The 17,440-nt window shown below is 59.3% G+C and carries 16 protein-coding genes; 15 read left to right on the top strand and 1 reads right to left on the bottom strand.

The features are described from left to right. Positions 1-37: 37 nt before the first annotated feature. From H7C18_RS15580 to H7C18_RS15545, 8 genes are all read left to right on the top strand, one after another. Positions 38-1,399: a response regulator gene (locus tag H7C18_RS15580; protein WP_185130010.1), complete on the top strand. Its 1,362-nt coding sequence runs from the start codon at positions 38-40 to the stop codon at positions 1,397-1,399. Between the two features lie 48 nt (positions 1,400-1,447). Continuing rightward, complete coding sequence (locus tag H7C18_RS15575) at positions 1,448-4,279, top strand: sensor histidine kinase (RefSeq protein WP_185130009.1); 2,832 nt, start codon at positions 1,448-1,450, stop codon at positions 4,277-4,279. Between the two features lie 136 nt (positions 4,280-4,415). Then, the gene (locus tag H7C18_RS15570; RefSeq protein WP_185130008.1) at positions 4,416-5,834 is read left to right on the top strand and encodes an ABC transporter substrate-binding protein; all 1,419 of its coding nucleotides are present in this window, start codon (positions 4,416-4,418) and stop codon (positions 5,832-5,834) included. Positions 5,835-5,907: 73 nt separating this feature from the next. Beyond that, on the top strand, positions 5,908-6,810 hold the full coding sequence (locus H7C18_RS15565; RefSeq protein WP_185130007.1) for a carbohydrate ABC transporter permease: 903 nt from the start codon (positions 5,908-5,910) through the stop codon (positions 6,808-6,810). A gap of 3 nt (positions 6,811-6,813) precedes the next feature. Then, positions 6,814-7,647: a carbohydrate ABC transporter permease gene (locus tag H7C18_RS15560; protein WP_185130006.1), complete on the top strand. Its 834-nt coding sequence runs from the start codon at positions 6,814-6,816 to the stop codon at positions 7,645-7,647. Between the two features lie 40 nt (positions 7,648-7,687). Further along, entirely contained in the window at positions 7,688-8,749 is a 1,062-nt protein-coding gene (locus H7C18_RS15555; protein WP_185130005.1) for a zinc-binding dehydrogenase, read from the top strand. 373 nt (positions 8,750-9,122) lie between these two features. Beyond that, the gene (locus H7C18_RS15550) at positions 9,123-9,692 is read left to right on the top strand and encodes a hypothetical protein (RefSeq protein WP_185130004.1); all 570 of its coding nucleotides are present in this window, start codon (positions 9,123-9,125) and stop codon (positions 9,690-9,692) included. Between the two features lie 15 nt (positions 9,693-9,707). Next, positions 9,708-9,872, top strand: a complete 165-nt coding sequence (locus tag H7C18_RS15545) for a hypothetical protein (protein ID WP_185130003.1) — start codon at positions 9,708-9,710, stop codon at positions 9,870-9,872. 4 nt (positions 9,873-9,876) lie between these two features. Here the strand turns inward: H7C18_RS15545 and H7C18_RS15540 are convergent, their stop codons facing one another. Then, positions 9,877-10,725 (bottom strand): AraC family transcriptional regulator, encoded by an 849-nt coding sequence (locus H7C18_RS15540; RefSeq protein WP_185130002.1) that lies wholly within the window; start codon positions 10,723-10,725, stop codon positions 9,877-9,879. A gap of 157 nt (positions 10,726-10,882) precedes the next feature. On the opposite strand from H7C18_RS15540, the gene H7C18_RS15535 reads away from it, so the two are divergent. From H7C18_RS15535 to H7C18_RS15505, 7 genes are read left to right on the top strand one after another with little or no spacing between them, the layout of a single operon-like run. Continuing rightward, a complete protein-coding gene (locus tag H7C18_RS15535; RefSeq protein WP_185130001.1) occupies positions 10,883-12,016 on the top strand; it encodes an LLM class flavin-dependent oxidoreductase in 1,134 nt (377 codons plus the stop codon). 26 nt (positions 12,017-12,042) lie between these two features. Further along, complete coding sequence (locus H7C18_RS15530) at positions 12,043-12,843, top strand: sugar phosphate isomerase/epimerase family protein (protein WP_185130000.1); 801 nt, start codon at positions 12,043-12,045, stop codon at positions 12,841-12,843. A 32-nt stretch (positions 12,844-12,875) separates the two neighbouring features. Beyond that, complete coding sequence (locus H7C18_RS15525; RefSeq protein ID WP_185129999.1) at positions 12,876-13,931, top strand: Gfo/Idh/MocA family protein; 1,056 nt, start codon at positions 12,876-12,878, stop codon at positions 13,929-13,931. Beyond that, complete coding sequence (locus H7C18_RS15520; protein WP_185129998.1) at positions 13,912-14,790, top strand: sugar phosphate isomerase/epimerase family protein; 879 nt, start codon at positions 13,912-13,914, stop codon at positions 14,788-14,790. Before H7C18_RS15525 ends, H7C18_RS15520 begins: the two co-directional genes overlap by 20 nt. A 33-nt stretch (positions 14,791-14,823) precedes the next feature. Next, a complete protein-coding gene (locus H7C18_RS15515; RefSeq protein ID WP_185129997.1) occupies positions 14,824-15,591 on the top strand; it encodes a sugar phosphate isomerase/epimerase family protein in 768 nt (255 codons plus the stop codon). After that, entirely contained in the window at positions 15,588-16,508 is a 921-nt protein-coding gene (locus H7C18_RS15510) for an ABC transporter permease (protein ID WP_185129996.1), read from the top strand. Before H7C18_RS15515 ends, H7C18_RS15510 begins: the two co-directional genes overlap by 4 nt. 31 nt (positions 16,509-16,539) lie before the next feature. Then, entirely contained in the window at positions 16,540-17,430 is an 891-nt protein-coding gene (locus tag H7C18_RS15505) for a carbohydrate ABC transporter permease (protein WP_202887095.1), read from the top strand. Positions 17,431-17,440: the final 10 nt, after the last annotated feature.

The following is a 17,440-nucleotide window of genomic DNA, read 5'->3' as shown; positions in this document are numbered from 1 at the left end:
GTCGTAGATATTCGCTTTGTCGAAAGGGGGATTCTTCGTGTACCAGGCTCTTATTGTGGATGACGAGAAGGAGATCCGGGAAGGACTCGCCTCATGGACATGGAGGGAATACGGCGTCGAAGTGGCGGGCTGCTGCGCCCATGGTTTGGAAGCGCTTCAGTACATCGAGGAGCATCCGGTCGATATCGTCATGACCGATATCCGCATGCCGTTCATGGACGGCCTGAATTTGATGGAAGCGCTTAACCGCAAGTTCCCGTTCGTCAAAGTCGTCATTTTGTCCGGCTACAACGATTTCGAGTATGCCAAGCGGGCGATTCAACTGGGCGCCATCGACTACATGCTCAAGCCGATCGGCTTCGCCGACCTGTCGCAGGCGATTCGCCGCCTGACGTCGCGGCTGGATGAGCAGAGGCAGGCCGAGCAGCGGATCGAGGCGCTGAAGCGCAAAACGAACCAGCTGGCGAGCGTGCTGCGCAAAAATTTTTTGACTCGGATGTTCCGCGGACCTCTGTCCGCCGAGGATCTGGAGCAGGACGGCGCGGAAGGCGAAGTGCTGCTGGAGGCGGGGTCCTACACGGTCGGGGTTTTGGCGCTTGACCGGATCTCGCTGTACGGCGAGCGGCCGGCGCCGCGCGAGCTGAAGCTGCTCGCCTTTTCCCTGGAAAACATTCTAAACGATATTTGGGACAGCCGCGGGTGCGGCTATCATCTGGTGGACCGGAATTTGTCGGAAGTGATGCTGCTGTCCCGCAATGAGTCGGACGACGCCGACGGGGAGAGCCATGAAAGGTTTCGGGCCGTCATCGGACAATTGCTCGCTTATCGTGGGCTGCTCAAATCGACGCTGTCGATCGGCATCGGAGCGGCGGTGTCAAGTCCCGAGCACGTCTATTTGTCGGCTCTATCGGCACGGAGCTCGCTTGACGGTTACTCGGAGCCGTCTGCCGTGCGATTCGGCTCCGCCGGCAGTCCCGCGGCGGACGACCGCAGCCCTTACGGAGACAGCGGCGAAGACGCGGCGGCGGCCGATGTCGGCTCTGCCGGATCGGAAGACGCGGACAGCATGATTTTGTCGGAGGCCAAGGCGTATATCCGGGATCATTACGACCGGAGCATCACGCTCAAGGAAGTCGCCGATCATGTCTACGTATCGAAAGGACATCTCTCCGCGCTGTTCAAGAGCAGCAACGAGACGTTCCTGAAATATTTGACGTCGATCCGGATGAGCAAGGCCAAAGAGCTGATGCGGGACAACGAATACAAGATTTACGAGATCGTCGAGATGGTCGGCTATTCCGACCCCGCCTACTTCGCCGAGCTGTTCAAGCGGCATACGGGGAAGACGCCGAATGAATATCGCGGCAAGCTGAAAGTCCAGCGGGCCAGTTACCCGTAAGCGAATTCCCGATTTTTTTGCGCTGCAAAGCCGTGAGGAGGACACCGTATGCCGGAGAATCGCAAACATAGCGGCATGACGATCCGCCGCATCGTCGCTCTCGTCGTTTTGCTTACGCTTGCCTCGCAAGCGGTGCTGATCTCGATCGGCATGACGTATGCCAATTCGATCAACCGAAGCATGAGCGTTCAGCGGGGCGGGGTTGTCGCCGACCAGCTGCAGCGCAACATGACGAATCGGCTGAACGACGTCAACAATTTGCTGCTCGTGCTGCAGACGCCGGAGTTCAGCGACTTTTTCAGGCAGCTGATGAACTTGCGGGAGCCCGCTTACGTGGCGGGAGAGCGAAGGAAGCTGCTGGAGAACCTGCAGGCGCTGCAGATTTCCCGGCAAGAGGTGGAGTCGATCTACTTCATCGGTTTGAACGCCAATCAAGCGTCCTACCGGATGGATGTCGGATCGGATCGCTTCGTGGAGCTGCCGGGACTGCATTCGGATGTGCTGGACAGCTCGAAAGTAAGCAACTTGTTTCTCCGGGACCACGATCAGTTCGTCCGCTACGGCAAGCAGGAGCTGCTGGATGCTTACGATCCCAGCAGCCGGCTGATCGAGCCGTCCAACAAGCAGGCGATCGACTCGTTCCTGGCGGGGATTCAGGACCGGCTGATCCTGACGAACTCGAATCAGTACAGCCTGCTGGTCGTGCTGGTGCTCAACGAGCAGCTGTTCGGGATGGCCCTTCCCCAGGAGCGGGGAATCGCCAGCTATTCGGTCGTGAACGATCGGAACCGGGTGCTGTGGACGACGGCTTCCGGAGCCGTGCCATCCCCGGCGTCCTGCGGACCTTCGCAGCCATGCGAAGGCAACGGCGACCCCGGGGTGACGTCGAGAGAACTGCCTGCCTTCCATCTGCATATCGTGATCAGTTCCGAGCTGGCGGGACGATTCGCCTTCCGGTCTCGCATCTGGGAAGGCTTGCTGGCCGTCTCGTTCGGCACTCTCGTCCTTGCGTCCTTCATCAGTTTTTTCTACATGAAGAAGGTGTTCCAGCCTTTCCGCCTCATTTCCAGCAAAATGAAAAACAAATTGAAAACGAACAGCAACGAAATGGTCCTCCAACCGATTCCCGAGAAGCTGATCGCCAAGGGATTCCAGGCGGTCTCGTTGCGCAACAAGCTGATTCTGCTGTTCTGCATCACGGTCAGCCTGCCGTCCGCCTTGAACGGCTTATGGTACGCCCACTTTCTGAACCGGGAGGTCCATCATTGGGCGGAGCAGTCGGCGAAGATGCTGGGCGATTTCTCCGTTGTCGGCGTGGCCGGACAAGCAAGCTTTCTGGAGAATACGGCCAACGAGATCTCGGTCAGCCAGCAGTTCCAAAATTATTTGACCAACAACTTGACCAACCACGACCGAAACTTCGACGCTCTCATCAACTTGAACATGTACCCCGGCTTGATCGATCTATCCTATTTCGTGCTGTTGGATCCGTTCGGCACCAGCCTCTATTCCTCTATTTACTCCAACAACAAAGATATATTCAGCGTAAGCCCGAAATACTTGGAGGATCGCGACGATCCGTATTGGGTGAGCGACTACGAGGACATTTTCAACCGCGTGTCGGTCGCCGTTTTCCGCAAAATCGAGCTGGACGACCGGAGCGACCGGGTGACCTATTTGCTGCTTGTGCCGAAGGACTCCGTATTTCAGATCGCGGAATCGGAGCAGATTCGGGCGGGATACGCCATCACCGACGGCAAGGGCCTGCCGGTAAGCAGCCACAACTACGCTCAGGATGGAGGCATGTCCAGCCCGCACAGGTACGACAGCGCCATACCCGGAACCGATTGGCACATCCAATTCCAATACTGGTTCCAGGACATCGTCAATCAGAATCGGGTGTACCAGCAGCAGTATCTGCTCTGCATCCTCATGGTCTTCCTGCTGGCGGCAGGCATTGCGGTATGGATCGCGAGCGTGATGACCAAGCCGATCAAGCAGCTCAAGGAAACGATGCTGGCGGCGGGCAACGAAGGGTTCGCCAGGCAGCTTCACTACGAGGGAAGCAACGAGATTGCCGGCATCATCGTCAGCTACAACCATATGATCGTTCAGCTGCAGCAGACCGCGCGGGAGAACATGCAGATGATGGAAGAGAACGCGCGCACCAAGATCAGAGAGAACGAGCTGCTGAAAATGAAGATGCAGGCCGAGCTGAATATGCTGCAGGCGCAGATCAACCCGCATTTTCTGTACAACACGCTGGAAACGATCAACATGCAGAGCATGAAGCGCGGCCATCACGAGATCAGCCGGACGGTCAATGCGCTTGGCGATTTGCTCCGGTACAGCATCGCCAAAGGCGCGGAGACGGCGCTTCTGGACAAGGAGCTGAATCACGCGGCCAATTATTTGACGATCCAGAAGGTGCGGTTCGGAGGCAGCTTCGAGGCGGAATTCGACGTTCCGGACGAGCTGCGGCAGTATCATGTGCTCCGGTTTATTTTGCAGCCGCTCATCGAGAATTCGATCAAGCACGGATTCGGCGGCTGGGATTCCGGCGGGAAAATCGTCGTCTCCGCCGCGCTCGAGAACGGGCGGCTGCTCATCCGCGTGCGGGACAACGGCGTGGGCATGGACGAGATGACGCTGGCGAAGCTTAGAGCCGACTTATCCGACGAGCCGGGCGAGTGGGCGGGCGCGGAGGACGGACGGGAAGCGGATCCGCACGGCATCGGGCTGAGAAACGTCTATTTGCGTCTGAAGCTGTTCTACAAAGGCGGAATGAGCATGGAGATCGACAGCGTTCTGATGCGGGGAACGGAGATTGCGATGCGGATTCCCGTCGACGCGGAAGGCAGCGGCGGCCTGACGGCCTAGGGCCCCCGCCCGGCGGATAACAACTGACGAATCCCGTAGAAATCGGAATTCCACCCCGTACAAGCGCAAAATCGACCATGCTACGATAAATACGGAACTCATACCATGACGAACATTTTACCTGGGGGGACGAGGAATGAGGAAAGCGGCAGTAGGGACACTCGCTGCATTAACGCTCGCATTGTCGGCTTGCGGCAGCGGCGGCAATAACGGCAACGGCGGAAGCGCAACCGAGGCGCCTAGTTCGAGCGGAGCGTCGAATTCGGGCGGCGGGGAAGCCAGTCAGAGCGCGGCGCCGAGCAGTCCTCAGGGAACGGTAACGATCCGCACCAATATTACGGAAGGGGAACTTTCCAAGGATCAAATCGCCGAATTCGAGGCGGCGCATCCGAACATCAAGATCGAGATCGAGACGCTGGACGCGACGAAGCTGTCCGCCGAGCTGGCAACGGACAGCGCTCCGGACGTCATCCGGCTCGGCGGCGTATTCGATCTTCCGTCTTACGTTCTTCGCGGCATCGCCCTGGATTTGACCGATCGCATCAATAACAGCTCCGTGATCGACGCGGGCGACTTCGCGCCGGTCGTCGACGTGTTCAAGTTCGACGGCCATACGGTCGGCCAAGGTCCGATCTACGGCCTGCCGAAAGACTGGTCCAACGATTTCGCCATCTTCTATAACAAGAAGGCGTTCGATGCGGCCGGCGTTCCGGTGCCGGATCCGACGAAAGCGATGACGTGGCAGGAAGTCATGGATCTGGCCAAGAAGCTGACGATCAAGGACGGCAACAAGACGGTGCAGTACGGTCTGGCGGCGAACGAGTGGGGCAAGACGGAGCCGAACTTCAACAATATGCTGCAATACTTGCTCAGCGCGAACGCGCAGATCAGCAATGAAGACAATACGAAGGTGGATTTCAACATCCAGCCGGTGAAGGATTATATCAACATGTGGGTGGACGCCGTCAAGAACAACGTCGGCCCGAACTCGCTCAACAACGACCAGACGAGCGGCGGCGACCTGTTCCTGGCGAACAAGGCGGCCATGATCATCGACGGCTACTGGTACAGCGGCGTCATTCGCGGCAACGCCGACGCGCAAACCCATCTCGACGACTACGGCATGCTGCCGACGCCGACGGCGCCCGGCGGTACGCGGGTGGCTCCGACCGGCGGGGCGACGGGGGCGATCATCAACAAAAGCTCGAAGCATCCGGATGAAGCGTGGACGTTCTTCGAATGGTTCTTCGGCGGCAAGCCGGCGGACGACCGCGCGAAGACGGGCTGGGGGCTGCCGATCTTCAAGAGCAAGATGAACCTGCTGCCGCAGGAAACGAACTTCGACAAGCAAGTATACAACGTCCTTCAAGACGAGCTGCAATATTCCAACCAGTTCCTGCCGGTCAATCCGTACTTGTCCGGCGGAGGATGGGGCATCTTCGACAAATACGTGCAGCCGCTCTATTTCGGCAAATCCAACATCGACGAAGCGGTGAACGGCATGACCAAGGATGCCAACGTCGCGGTCGAAGAAGCAGTCAACAGCACCAAATAAGGAGACAAACTGGGGGAGGCGGATTCTTGTCGGGAATCGCCTCCTTTTCCATCAATGAACGGGAGTGGCTGCAATGAAGAATAAAACCCGGAGAACGATCGCCTTCTACTCGATGGTCTCTCCTTGGCTTGTCATTTTCCTCTGCATGTCGTTGTTTCCGCTGCTTTACGGCCTTTATCTCAGCTTTACGAACTACTACGGCTTCAACATGGACCGCTTGTCCTTCACCGGCCTGCACAATTACAAGCTCGTCTTCACCGATTCGGATTCCATGAAGGCGCTTGTCCGAACGCTGGTGTTCTCGGTCATTAACGTCCCGCTCAGCACGGCGATCGCCTTTGTGCTCGCGCTCATGCTAAGCGGCAACATTCGCGGAAGCGGCATCTTCCGGACGATCTTCTATCTGCCTTCGATCGTGCCCGTCATCTCCACCGTATTGATGTGGAAGCTGATCTTCACCGGCAACGGCGGCGTCTTCAACACCATTCTCGGCTGGTTCGGGCTGTCGGAAGTCAACTGGCTCGGCTACGACTATGCGACGGTGTCTTTGATCATCATGATGAGCTGGGGGGCCGGCAACGGCATTCTCATCTATTTGGCCGGTCTGAAGGGGATTCCGAGGGATCTGTACGAAGCTTCGTCCATCGACGGCGCCGGTCTGATGAGCCGATTTCGCAAAATCACCGTTCCGCTCATGACGCCGGTCATTTTCTTCAATGTGATCATGGGCCTTATCGGCTCGCTGCAGGTTTACCTTCAGCCGATCCTGCTCAGCGGCAACGAGCTTCTGGCGAGGCCGATCGAGCCGAATTACATGTACGCCGTGCACGCCTTCCAGCAAATTTTCGCGTCGCAGCGGTACGCTTACGGCATGGCGCTGCTATGGGTGCTGTTCGTCGTGATTCTGCTGCTCTCGATCATCGTCTTCACGACGAGCAAATATTGGGTTTATTACGAAACGGATCAGGAGAGATAGAGCATGAATGTAACCTCAAACAGATCGCTCGGCACCTATTCGCTGTACGGGGTGCTGATTGTTTGTTCGATTCTGTTCTTGTTTCCGCTTTATTTGGCCATCATCAATTCCCTGGAGGATTGGTATTCCATCCCCGTGCTCGTTCCCGACAGCTTCAAGCTGAGCAACTATTCCTACGCCACGAAGCTGATCGACTTCTGGCGGTATGCGGGCAACTCGGTCATCCTCAGCGGCATCGCGGTCGTGATCTCGTCGTTTACGAGCGGGCTCGTCGGCTACGCCTTTGCCCGCATTCAGGCTCCCGGCAGAGGGCTGCTGTTCATGTGCGTGCTGTCCACCATGATGCTGCCGGCCATCGTCACGCAAATTCCGACGTACATCTTGCTGCACAAGATCGGCCTGATCAATACGTTCCTCCCGTTCCTGCTGTGGGCCATCGGCGGCAATGCGTTTTTTATTTTTCTGTACCGGCAATTTTTCATGGGCATTCCGCTCGAGCTGGAGGAGTCGGCGCGGATCGACGGCTGCTCGATCTTTCGGACCTACTGGAACATCTTTCTGCCGATCTCGATTCCCGTCGTCGCGACGGTCATGATTCTCAACTTTCAAGGCAGCTGGAACGACGTCACCGGACCGTTCATGTACCTGAAGCAGGATCAGTATCCGCTGGCTACGGCGCTCAGCATGATCGGCTACAAGGCAAACGGCAGCACGCAGATCATCCAGCAGGTGTCCATCGCGGCGGGCTTGATGCTGATCGTGCCCGTGCTCATTACCTTTTTCCTCGGCCAGCGCTATATCGTCGAAGGAATCGTCACGACGGGGATCAAAGGCTGATGCGCAGGAGAACGATCCATCGATGAGGGAGAGGGAGTCCATGCCGAGACAAATCGTGGCCGTCGCGCCGCGCAAAGCCGAAATCCGGCCGTACGGCGATCGCGGGATATCGCCGCGCGAGGTCAAAGTAAAAGTCGAATACGCCTCTCCCAAGCACGGATCGGAGCTTGCGGCGTTCCGCGGGGAGAGTCCGCATCTCGCGGACTATTATGATGAAGAATGGAAGCTGTTCCTGCCGCGCGATCCGGACGGTCGCCAGGATGCCGGAGCCGGGGAATGGAATATCGGCAACCAATGGGTCGGCCGGATCGTGGAGAAGGGCGAAGAGGTGACCGGATATGAGCTCGGAGAGCGGGTGTGCGGTTACGGGGGCATCCGCGAGTTCCACAACGTCGACGCGATCGACAACTTCTATCTGCTCAAGATGCCGGATTCGATGCCCTGGCAGAATGCGGTCTGCCTCGATCCGGCGATCTTCGCGCTCGGCGGCATTCGCGACGGTCACGTCCGAGCGGGAGACCGGGTCGCGGTATTCGGCCTCGGCGCGATCGGGCAGATCGCGGTCCAGCTGGCGAAGCTGGCGGGCGCGTCCTATGTCGCGGCGGTGGATCCGATCCCCGGGCGGCGGGAAGCGGCGCTGCTCGGCGGCGCGGACGCGGCGTACGATCCGGCGAATGAAGACGTCGGCCTGCTGCTGAAGCAGGACACGAACAAGCTGGGCGTCGATGTCGTTATCGACACAAGCGCGAATGAACTGGCGCTGAACCATGCGCTGCGCGGTCTCGCCTACGGCGGAACGATCGCTTACGTCGGCTGGGCGCGGCCGTTCAAGGGCGGCATGGATTGGGGGCGCGAAGCGCACTTCAACAATGCGAAGCTCGTCTTCTCCCGCGCCTGCAGCGAGCCGAACCCCGATTATCCGCGCTGGAGCTTCCGGCGCATCGAGGAGACGTGCTGGGAGCTGCTGAAGCGCAATCGGATCGACTGCGAGCGCATCGTCTTCCCCGTCGTGCCGTTCGAGGAAGCGGCGAACGCCTACGAGACCTTCGTCGACCGCGAGCCGTGGCGGAGCATCAAGCTCGGCGTGTCGCTGGTCGACTGACGGTAACGACATACTAATCGATTGATTCATTCATGACCAGACCAAGGCGAAACCGCTTTGGTTTTTCCATTTTTTATGAGACCGATGCTATAATCTTGTAGGGGGGCGTATCCTCTCTAAGGAAACGTATCGCCGCTATTTCAACAAAAGTCGGGCCATTTGAAATGTAACGAAACACAGCGACCTTATTTGGCGTGTTCTCGCAATTTTATAGGCATTCCGAGTGGAATAAGCGCTGTAGCTTTCGTTAGAAAGGAACTGCTCCTCTTTTCAAGCAAATAAGGTTATCTGGTTTCGTTAGAAATGGAAAGGGATAGGATGATGACCGACTGAACGCCAATCCTATTGCGAGCGTAGGTGATTTTTAGAAACAATGAGGAAATACAGACTTCCAGCATCGATAATTCTTTTATTATTCATCTCGATCATCGTTTGGATGTGGGTTCAGAACACCCGTCCGATCTATCGTCAGATCGAAGCGTCGCTAAAGGATATAGATTCAAGTTATCGCCAAGTTCTGCATGTGGATATGGATATGGATATGGATAGGAAAAACCCCCTTGTATTTTATTTAACGAATAAAGAAGAGATCGCAGTCGTTATCCTGCGAAAAAGCTTAACCGGGTTCAAACTTAGACAGGATATCGGCAAAACCGCTTTTTCGGCAAATCAGGACATCAGCTGGAGCGGGACAGAAAGACAGGCGGAAGGCATTCATTTGCTCTACGGCAGGGTGAAAAATCCAGAAACGACACAGATCATCATCGTAAGCGAAGGGAATGAGCCGGCGACTATGATTAATAGCGGCCCTTATACAATGTGGTATTTCTTGGCAAAAGGAAATCTTCAAAATCCGATTACCCTTCGAACTTTTGATAAAAACGGAAAGAAGCTGTATGAAACGGGAGATCCTCCATTCTGGAACGCGGAATTAGACGAATAGAGGGAGAGAATTGACATGATCATAGGGGTAATCATAATCCTCCTCCTGATCTTTATTCTGGGATCGCTAAGCAGCACCTATCTCATCCAAAAAAAGCAGCTGGAGAATCAAGAACGAATCATCTCCCGGCTGGATCTTCTTTGGAAAGAGATCAATCTTATGAAGGAAGAAAAGGAATGAGGATCTACTTCCGATACCGATACTGGCTCGGAGACAACCCGAAGAACTTTTTGAACGTTTTGGAGAAAGAGAAGACGTCCGGATAGCCGACCGATTGGGCGATCTCCAGCAGCTTGCTGTCCGTCTCCTTCAGCAGGAGCCGGGCGGCGTCCATCTTCAGCTTCTGAAGATACTGGATCGGGGAGATGCCGTAGGCTTGACGGAATCGTTTGCTAAAGTGCGTCCGGTCGACCCCGATGTAGCCCGACACTTCCTCGATCGTAATTCCCTCCGCGTAATGAACTTCCATGTACTCTTTTCCCCGCTGCAGCCAATGCGCCGCGCCGTCGTCGCTCCGGGGCCGCGGGGCCGTTCGGGCGAGACAATCGAACAGGCGATAGAAATGAGCCAGCTTGCCAAGGTCGGCGGCCTGGGCCCGCTCCCCGTCCCTCACGGCATCGAAGAAATCGTCCAAAATGGCGGCTACCGACGGATCGCACGCGCCGCTCCGGTACGGATAGTTCGGATAAACGCCGATCCGCTCGCACAATTCCAGCCCCATCCTCCCGTCGAATGCCACCCAAGCCAGCTTCAACGGCGAATGCCCCGACGTGTAATACTCCTGCGTCAACCGCGGGAACAGGCAGAAGATGTCGCCGGCAGACAGCGCGTAGGTACTGCCGTTCTGGAGAAACGAGCCTTCGCCTTCCAGCACGAAATGCAGGCTGTAATAAGGCGTGAAGCGGGGACCGACATGGTAGTTCGGCTTGGCGATGTTGCGTCCGAGACGGATCGGCCAGACGGGACCGGCTTTCTCCCAGGCGGTCGGGGTAAACAGATAGTTGTCGAAAAACTGGATCGGATCTTCCTGCATGCGTTTCTCCTTCTCTAATTGATCGAACGGAAACAACAAAATGACAAATGCAACTACAACAAAATCACATTTACGCTCTACGAAGGAACCGATAAAGTAATATTATCACATAATCAAATGAATTTAATAGGAATTTCATCGGCGAGGTGAGACGGAGATGGCGTTGACGGAGAAGGTGGAGTTCGGCTGGTTCATTCCGACGACGGGCGACGGCAAGCATATCGGGGTGCCGCCGGAGAGAGAGTCGACCTCCGAATATATGGTCGAGGTTGCGAGGGAAGCGGAGGCGGCGGGCTATGAGTTCGTGCTGATTCCGGCCGGAGGCGATTGTCTCGACGCCTGGGTGGTCGGCTCGTGGATCGCGGCGCGGACGACGAAGCTCAAGACGCTGGTCGCGATGCGTCCGGGATTGATGGCGCCGGTGCTGGCGGCGCGCATGGGCGCGACGCTGGACCGCATGTCCGGAGGACGCGTGCTCATCAACATCGTGACGGGACATTATCCCGAGGATCTGAAGGCGACGGGCGATCCGATCCATGCGAGCCATGACGAGCGCTACGAGCGGACGCGGGAATTCGTGGAGATCGTGAAGGGCGTCTGGACGGACGAAGGGGACGGCGACGGCAAGCCGCGGGGCTTCGATTACAGCGGCAAGCACTATACGATTGAAGGCGGCCTCAGCAAGCCGATGCCGCTGCAGCGTCCTCATCCGCCGCTCTACTTCGGCGGGAGCTCGCCGGCGGGGAAGCGGGCGGCGGCCGAGACGGCGGACGTGTACCTCATGTGGGCGGAGCCGCTGTCCTGGATCCGGGAGCAGATCGCCGAGATGGAGCGGGAGCTGGCTGCGGTGAGGGAGCGGACGGGCGCGGAGCGGAGCGTTCGCTACGGGCTGCGCGCGCAATTGGTCGTGCGGGACACCGAGGAGGAAGCCTGGGATGCCGCCTGGGAGATCATCAGCCAAGCGGACCCGAAGCTGCGGGATTCGGCGGAGAAGCTGCATGCGAAGACGGACGCATTGAATCAGCGCAGGCAAATGGAGCTGTGGAACGAGTCGCGCGACCGGCAGTACGTCATCGGGCCGAACCTGTGGTCGGGGCTGTCGGCGATCCGCGGGGGCGGAGCGGTTGCGATCGTCGGCACGCCGGAGCAGGTATCCGACCGCATCGTGGAATTCGCCCAGGCCGGCATTAGCTCGTTTATCCTGTCCGGCTATCCGCATCTGGAAGAAGCCCGCATCTCGGGACCGGCGGTGCTGCCGCTGGTGCGCCGCAAGCTGGCGGAGCTTATCTGACCCCATTCGGAGAGGGGAATCCGATTTTGTATTTGACTTGCAAGGAGAACATGCTGCCCGAAGGGACGCTGTTGGAGAAATGCCTTATGGCGAAGCAGGCCGGATTCGACGGCATCGACTGGATGGGCGGCGCGCTGCGTTCCCGGCTGGATGAGGCGAAGAAGGCGCTGAGAGAGACCGGCCTTGCGGTCGGGGCCGTCTACGGACAGCTCGGACAGAAGGGCTCGTCCTTGATCGAAGCGACGGCCGCGGAGCGCGCATCCGTGCTGGATCTGTTCAAGGAGCGGCTGGAAGCGGCGGCCGAAGTCGGAGCCGGGCGGCTTATCTTCGTCCCCCGCTTCGGAGACGCGGAGCTGAAGCCGGAAGCGGCGGACGGCGTTCTGCTCGCCATGCTCGACGAGCTGGCCGAGTGGGCGTCGGATCTGCCGGTCGCGCTCGTCATGGAGCCGCTCAACCGCAAGGAGTCGCGTTATCTTCACGATCCGCTGCGGGCGCTCGAGCTTTGCCGGACGCTGGGCCGTCCGAACGTCCGGACGATGATCGATACCTATCATATGGCGGAAGAAAAACAGGATATCGCCGGAGCGATCGGCCGGCTGCCGCCTTATCTGGGGCTGGCGCATCTCTCGGATACCGGACGGGGATTGCCGGGAGAAGGCGGCATCGACTTCGGCGACGTGCTGCGCGCGTTTCATGCCGCCGGTTATGACGGTCCGCTCGGCTACGAGTGCCGGGAAGCGGGACCGGCGGAGCTGAAGCGCAGCGTCGATTGGGTACGAGAGCTGGCGCCGGACCTATGGACGGAGCCGAACGGAACGCGTTTGTAAAAAGCTCAGACGAGACGGAGGCAGCGAAAACGATGAGCAAGCAATGGAGAATCGCCGTCATCGGCGCCGGCGACATGGGGCGCCATCATGTGGACGGCTGGAGTCGGATCGTACATGAAGTCGTCTCCGTGACCGACGTGGACGGGGCAAGGGCGAGCGAGTTGGCCGAATCGTTCGGCATTCGGCAAGTCTACGCGGATTACCGCGAAGCGGTCGCGCAGCCGGACGTCGACATCGTGTCGATCTGTCTGCCGCTGCCGCTGCATGCGGACGTGACGGTGGCGGCGGCGAAGCAGGGCAAGCATGTGTTCTGCGAGAAGCCGCTGGCTCCCGACTTCGCGGAGGCGGCGAGAATCGAGCGCGCCGTTCGGGAAGCCGGAGTGGCATTCGGTCTCGGCTTCCAGCGCAACCTGGCCAAGGGCGTACTCGCGGCCCGGGATTGGGTGCAGAGCGGCCGGCTCGGCCGGCCGGTCGTCTTCCATTGCGACTCGGTCGCGGAGATCCGGCCGAAGCGGATCATGCACGACGCGGCGGGCAACAAAGGGCCGCTGATGGATCTCGGCTGCCACTATTACGTCATGTGGGAGACGGTGTTCGGTTCCCGCCCACGGTCGGTCCATGCCGTCGGACGGGTGCTGGGCAAGGATCGCGCCGAGCTTGCGCACATTCCCGAGCTGGCGATCGATTCCGCGGTCGTGACGATCGAATACGAATCCGGCGACGTCGGCGTATTCACGGTCACGTGGGGGATGCCGCCGGGCTTCCGGATGGGCGCGCAGCCGGACCGCGTCTTCGGCCCCAAAGGCGGCGCGGCGGGCGGCTTCAACCACAACGCCGGCCGGTTGGCCCTCTATGAGGAAAATCGGTCGGAAGAAGTCGACCTGGAGGTATATCCTTCGCTTCATGCCGAGCAGTTCCGACTGTTCTCTGAAGCGATCGAGGAGGGGCGGGAGGCGCCGACAGGTCTGGCAGCCGGCAAGGAAGCGCTGGCGGTGACGCTGGCCATCTTCCGCTCGATCGAGACGGGCCGGGTGGTCGACTTCGCTTCTTTCCGGGAGGAACTTCTCCATGAAGCTCGCCCTGTATAACAGCTGCCTGCTGCACTGGGAGCCGGAGCGGCTGTTCGCCTGGGCGGCGGAGCAAGGCTTCCGGGGAGTTGAGCTGCACGGAGGGCCGCGCTTCGCCCATGTGGACTGGTCCGCGGTCGCCGATGGCGCGGCTGACGCGAAGGCGCTGCTTGCGGCGCAAGAGCGCTACGGCCTGCCGATCGTCGGCCTGATGTATGGCGCGCTGCCTTTCCTATCGCCGGATCCGGATGAGCGGCGCGCCGCCGCGCAGCGGATCGGGGTTCTGCTTCGCGCCGCCGCCCGTCTGGGCGTTCCCATCGTGTCGACGTTCACCGGACGGGATCCGGCGAAGACGCTGGAGCAAAATCTGGACGGCTTCGCGGACGTGTTCCCGGCCATTGCGGACCTGGCGGAATCGCTCGGCGTCCGGCTGGCGTTCGAGAACTGTCCGATGTACGAGTTCTGGCCGCCGGTCCACAATATCGCCGTCTCGCCGACGATGTGGCGGGCGATGTTCGAGCTTGTCCCCTCCCCGGCGCTCGGACTCAACTTCGATCCGTCGCACCTTGCATGGCAAGGCGTCGATTACGCGCGGGCGGTCCGCGAGTTTCGCGATCGCATCTTCATCGCCCAGGCCAAGGATACGGAGAAGCTGCCGGATACGCTTCGCGAGGAAGGCATGCTGCATCATCGCTGGTGGAGGCATCGGATTCCCGGCCAGGGAGACGTGGACTGGAGCGCCTTTCTGACGTCGCTGCAAGAGATCGGATACGACGGTTATCTGAGCATCGAGCACGAGGACCCGGTTTGGACCGGCTCGGACGAGCGGGTCACCAAGGGACTCGTGTTGGCCAAAGGCCACCTGGAGCGCTTTATTTAAGAGGGCTGAAGGAGCACGGAGAGGAGGAGAGACATGAACTTGAATTCGCCGCCGAGAATCGCGGTTCAAGCAAGACCCTGGGGTCTCGGGAGGGTGGCGGCCGATTACCCGGCCGTCTTCGACGAGATGATCGCGGCCGGCTATGACGGAGCCGAAGGGCGCTATACGCTGCTGGAGGACGAGAAGGGAATCGCGGCCTATCTGGACCGCCGCCCGGGCTTCTCGCTGATCGCGCTGCATGCCGGGCTTTCATCGTTTGAAGGCGAAGCCGGAGCGGAAGAGCTGAAGCGGCTGCTGGAACGGATGAACCGGACGGGAAGCCGCTATCTGCTGGCCAGCATGGGGCGGGAAGCGGGGGACGCCCGATGGCTGGAGCGAGCCGGCGAGCTCTCGCGCCAGTGCGCCGATTCCGGCGTACAATTCTGCTATCACAATCACGCCGAAGAGTTTGAAGGCGGCTTCCGCCTGTTCGACCGGCTGACCGGAGAATACGGCGTCAAGCTGGCCGCCGACGTAGCCTGGATCCATCTGGCCGGGGCCGATCCGGCCGAATTCGTCGACCGCTACGCCGATTCGATCGCTTATGTCCATCTGAAGGACGTCCGGGACGGCGTTTGGAAGGAGCTCGGCGACGGGGAGATGGCGCTCGGACCGCTGCTGGACCGGGTCGCCGCGCTGCGCTTGCCCTGGTGGACGGTCGAGCAGGACACGACCGAACGGGCGCCCGCGGAGAGCGCTCGCAAGAGCCGGGAATACCTTCGGGCCGCGTTAGCCGAACGGACGGGGGAGGGCGGCGAATGATCGCTTCTCTCAGACGGGCAGGGCGGCAGTACAAGAAGCACCGGATCTTGCTGCTGCTGCTCGTACCCGCCCTGGTCTGGTACGGCTTGTTCTATTACGCGCCGCTCTACGGCATCCAGCTTGCCTTCAAGGATTACCGCATCATCGACGGCATCGCGGGCAGCCCTTGGGTCGGGCTGGAGCACTTCCGGCGGATGTTTTCCGGCACTAACGATTTTCCGGAGATTCTGCGCAATACGGTCATCATCAGCTTGTACCATCTTCTGTTCGGTTTCCCCGCGCCGATCGCGCTGGCCCTGCTGTTCCAGGAGATCCGGTTCAAGCGGTTCCGGCGAATCGTGCAGTCGGTCTCGTACTTGCCGCATTTCCTCTCCTGGGTTGTGCTGGCGGGTCTCATCACGGTATTTCTGTCACCGTCCCGCGGCGTAGTCAACTACGCGCTGCAAGGGATCGGGCTGGATCCGATCTATTTCCTCGGCGAGAAAGCGTACTTCCGCTTTACGCTGATCGCCTCCGACGTCTGGAAGGAAGTCGGCTGGGGTACGGTCGTTTATCTGGCGGCCATTGCCGGCATCGATCCTCACTTGTACGAGGCGGCGCGCGTGGACGGGGCCGGACGTTGGAAAATGATCGTGCGCATCACGCTGCCCGGCATCCTGCCGGTCATTGTCATTTTGTTCATTCTTCGGGTCGGACACGTGCTGGACGGCGGCTTCGATCAGGTGCTGAACCTGTACAATCCGGCCGTTTACGAGGTGGGCGACATCATCGACACTTACGTTTACCGGGTCGGCATCAACCAGATGCAGTACGGCTTCACGACGGCCGTCGGCTTGTTCAAAAACGCGGTGGGGTTCGCGCTGCTCGTAACGGTGAATTGGATCGTCAAGAGACTGGGGCAAGAGGGTCTTTTTTAGCCCTTAAAACCAAGAAAGTTGGTGTGATTACTTGAGAATACGACCGACAGCGGAAGAGAAATGGTTCCAGGCCGTCGCCATTCTCATCGTCGGGCTGCTCAGCCTTTCGATCCTGTACCCGTTCGTTCATCTGATCTCCGTCTCGTTCAGCACCCCGACCGAGGCGATCCGGCCGGGCTTCCATTTGTACCCGAGGGAGATCTCGCTGGAAGCTTACCGGAAAACGTTCGATTCTCGGCAAATCTGGATCGGCTTCGGCAACACCGCGTTCCGCACGGCGGTCGGCACGGCGCTGTCCCTGCTGTTCATGGCGTTGACTGCCTACCCGCTGTCCAAGCGCGATTTGCCGCACCGTACGTTTTACACGATGGTGTTCCTCTTCACGATGTTTTTCCAGGGCGGCCTCATTCCGACTTATCTTCTGGTCAAGCAGCTCGGACTGCTAGATTCCCGGCTCGTGTTCCTCGTGGCGCCGCCGTTCCTCATCAGCACGTTCTCGTTGCTGATCATGCGCAACTTCTTCGCGAGCATTCCGGCGGAACTGGAAGACGCGGCCCGCATCGACGGCGCCGGCGACCTCCGCACGCTGTTCTCGATCGTGCTGCCGCTGTCGAAGCCGATTCTGGCTACCGTAGGCTTGTGGTCGGCGGTCGGTCACTGGAATTCGTGGTTCGACGGCATGCTGTACATTCAGGACAGCTCCAAAATGCTGCTGCAAACGTATTTGCGCAGGCTGGTCGTCGAGAACCGGGATCAGGACGTGCAGGCGCTGATGGACCAGATGATCGGCGTGCAGGACGTCATTCCCGAGACGGTCAAAGCGGCGGCCCTGATCGTGACGGTCGTGCCGATCGTGGCGCTGTATCCTTTTTTGCAGAAATATTTCGTTCAGGGCGTCATGATCGGATCGTTAAAAGGTTAATCGAATCATC

This window comes from Cohnella zeiphila (assembly GCF_014212055.1).
Classification (GTDB): domain Bacteria; phylum Bacillota; class Bacilli; order Paenibacillales; family Paenibacillaceae; genus Cohnella; species Cohnella zeiphila.
Note: the sequence above shows the minus strand (reverse complement) of the source record. Positions and strands in the feature narration are given on the sequence as shown.

Excerpts from the sequence above, each read along its gene's own strand:
- H7C18_RS15575 (WP_185130009.1), top strand. The coding sequence starts at position 1,448 with ATGCCGGAGAATCGCAAACATAGCGGCATGACGATCCGCCGCATCGTC.
- H7C18_RS15525 (WP_185129999.1), top strand. The coding sequence starts at position 12,876 with ATGAGCAAGCAATGGAGAATCGCCGTCATCGGCGCCGGCGACATGGGG.
- H7C18_RS15565 (WP_185130007.1), top strand. The coding sequence starts at position 5,908 with ATGAAGAATAAAACCCGGAGAACGATCGCCTTCTACTCGATGGTCTCT.
- H7C18_RS15555 (WP_185130005.1), top strand. The coding sequence starts at position 7,688 with ATGCCGAGACAAATCGTGGCCGTCGCGCCGCGCAAAGCCGAAATCCGG.
- H7C18_RS15570 (WP_185130008.1), top strand. The coding sequence starts at position 4,416 with ATGAGGAAAGCGGCAGTAGGGACACTCGCTGCATTAACGCTCGCATTG.
- H7C18_RS15540 (WP_185130002.1), bottom strand. The coding sequence starts at position 10,725 with ATGCAGGAAGATCCGATCCAGTTTTTCGACAACTATCTGTTTACCCCG.
- H7C18_RS15545 (WP_185130003.1), top strand. The coding sequence starts at position 9,708 with ATGATCATAGGGGTAATCATAATCCTCCTCCTGATCTTTATTCTGGGA.
- H7C18_RS15550 (WP_185130004.1), top strand. The coding sequence starts at position 9,123 with ATGAGGAAATACAGACTTCCAGCATCGATAATTCTTTTATTATTCATC.
- H7C18_RS15515 (WP_185129997.1), top strand. The coding sequence starts at position 14,824 with ATGAACTTGAATTCGCCGCCGAGAATCGCGGTTCAAGCAAGACCCTGG.
- H7C18_RS15520 (WP_185129998.1), top strand. The coding sequence starts at position 13,912 with ATGAAGCTCGCCCTGTATAACAGCTGCCTGCTGCACTGGGAGCCGGAG.
- H7C18_RS15560 (WP_185130006.1), top strand. The coding sequence starts at position 6,814 with ATGAATGTAACCTCAAACAGATCGCTCGGCACCTATTCGCTGTACGGG.
- H7C18_RS15510 (WP_185129996.1), top strand. The coding sequence starts at position 15,588 with ATGATCGCTTCTCTCAGACGGGCAGGGCGGCAGTACAAGAAGCACCGG.
- H7C18_RS15535 (WP_185130001.1), top strand. The coding sequence starts at position 10,883 with ATGGCGTTGACGGAGAAGGTGGAGTTCGGCTGGTTCATTCCGACGACG.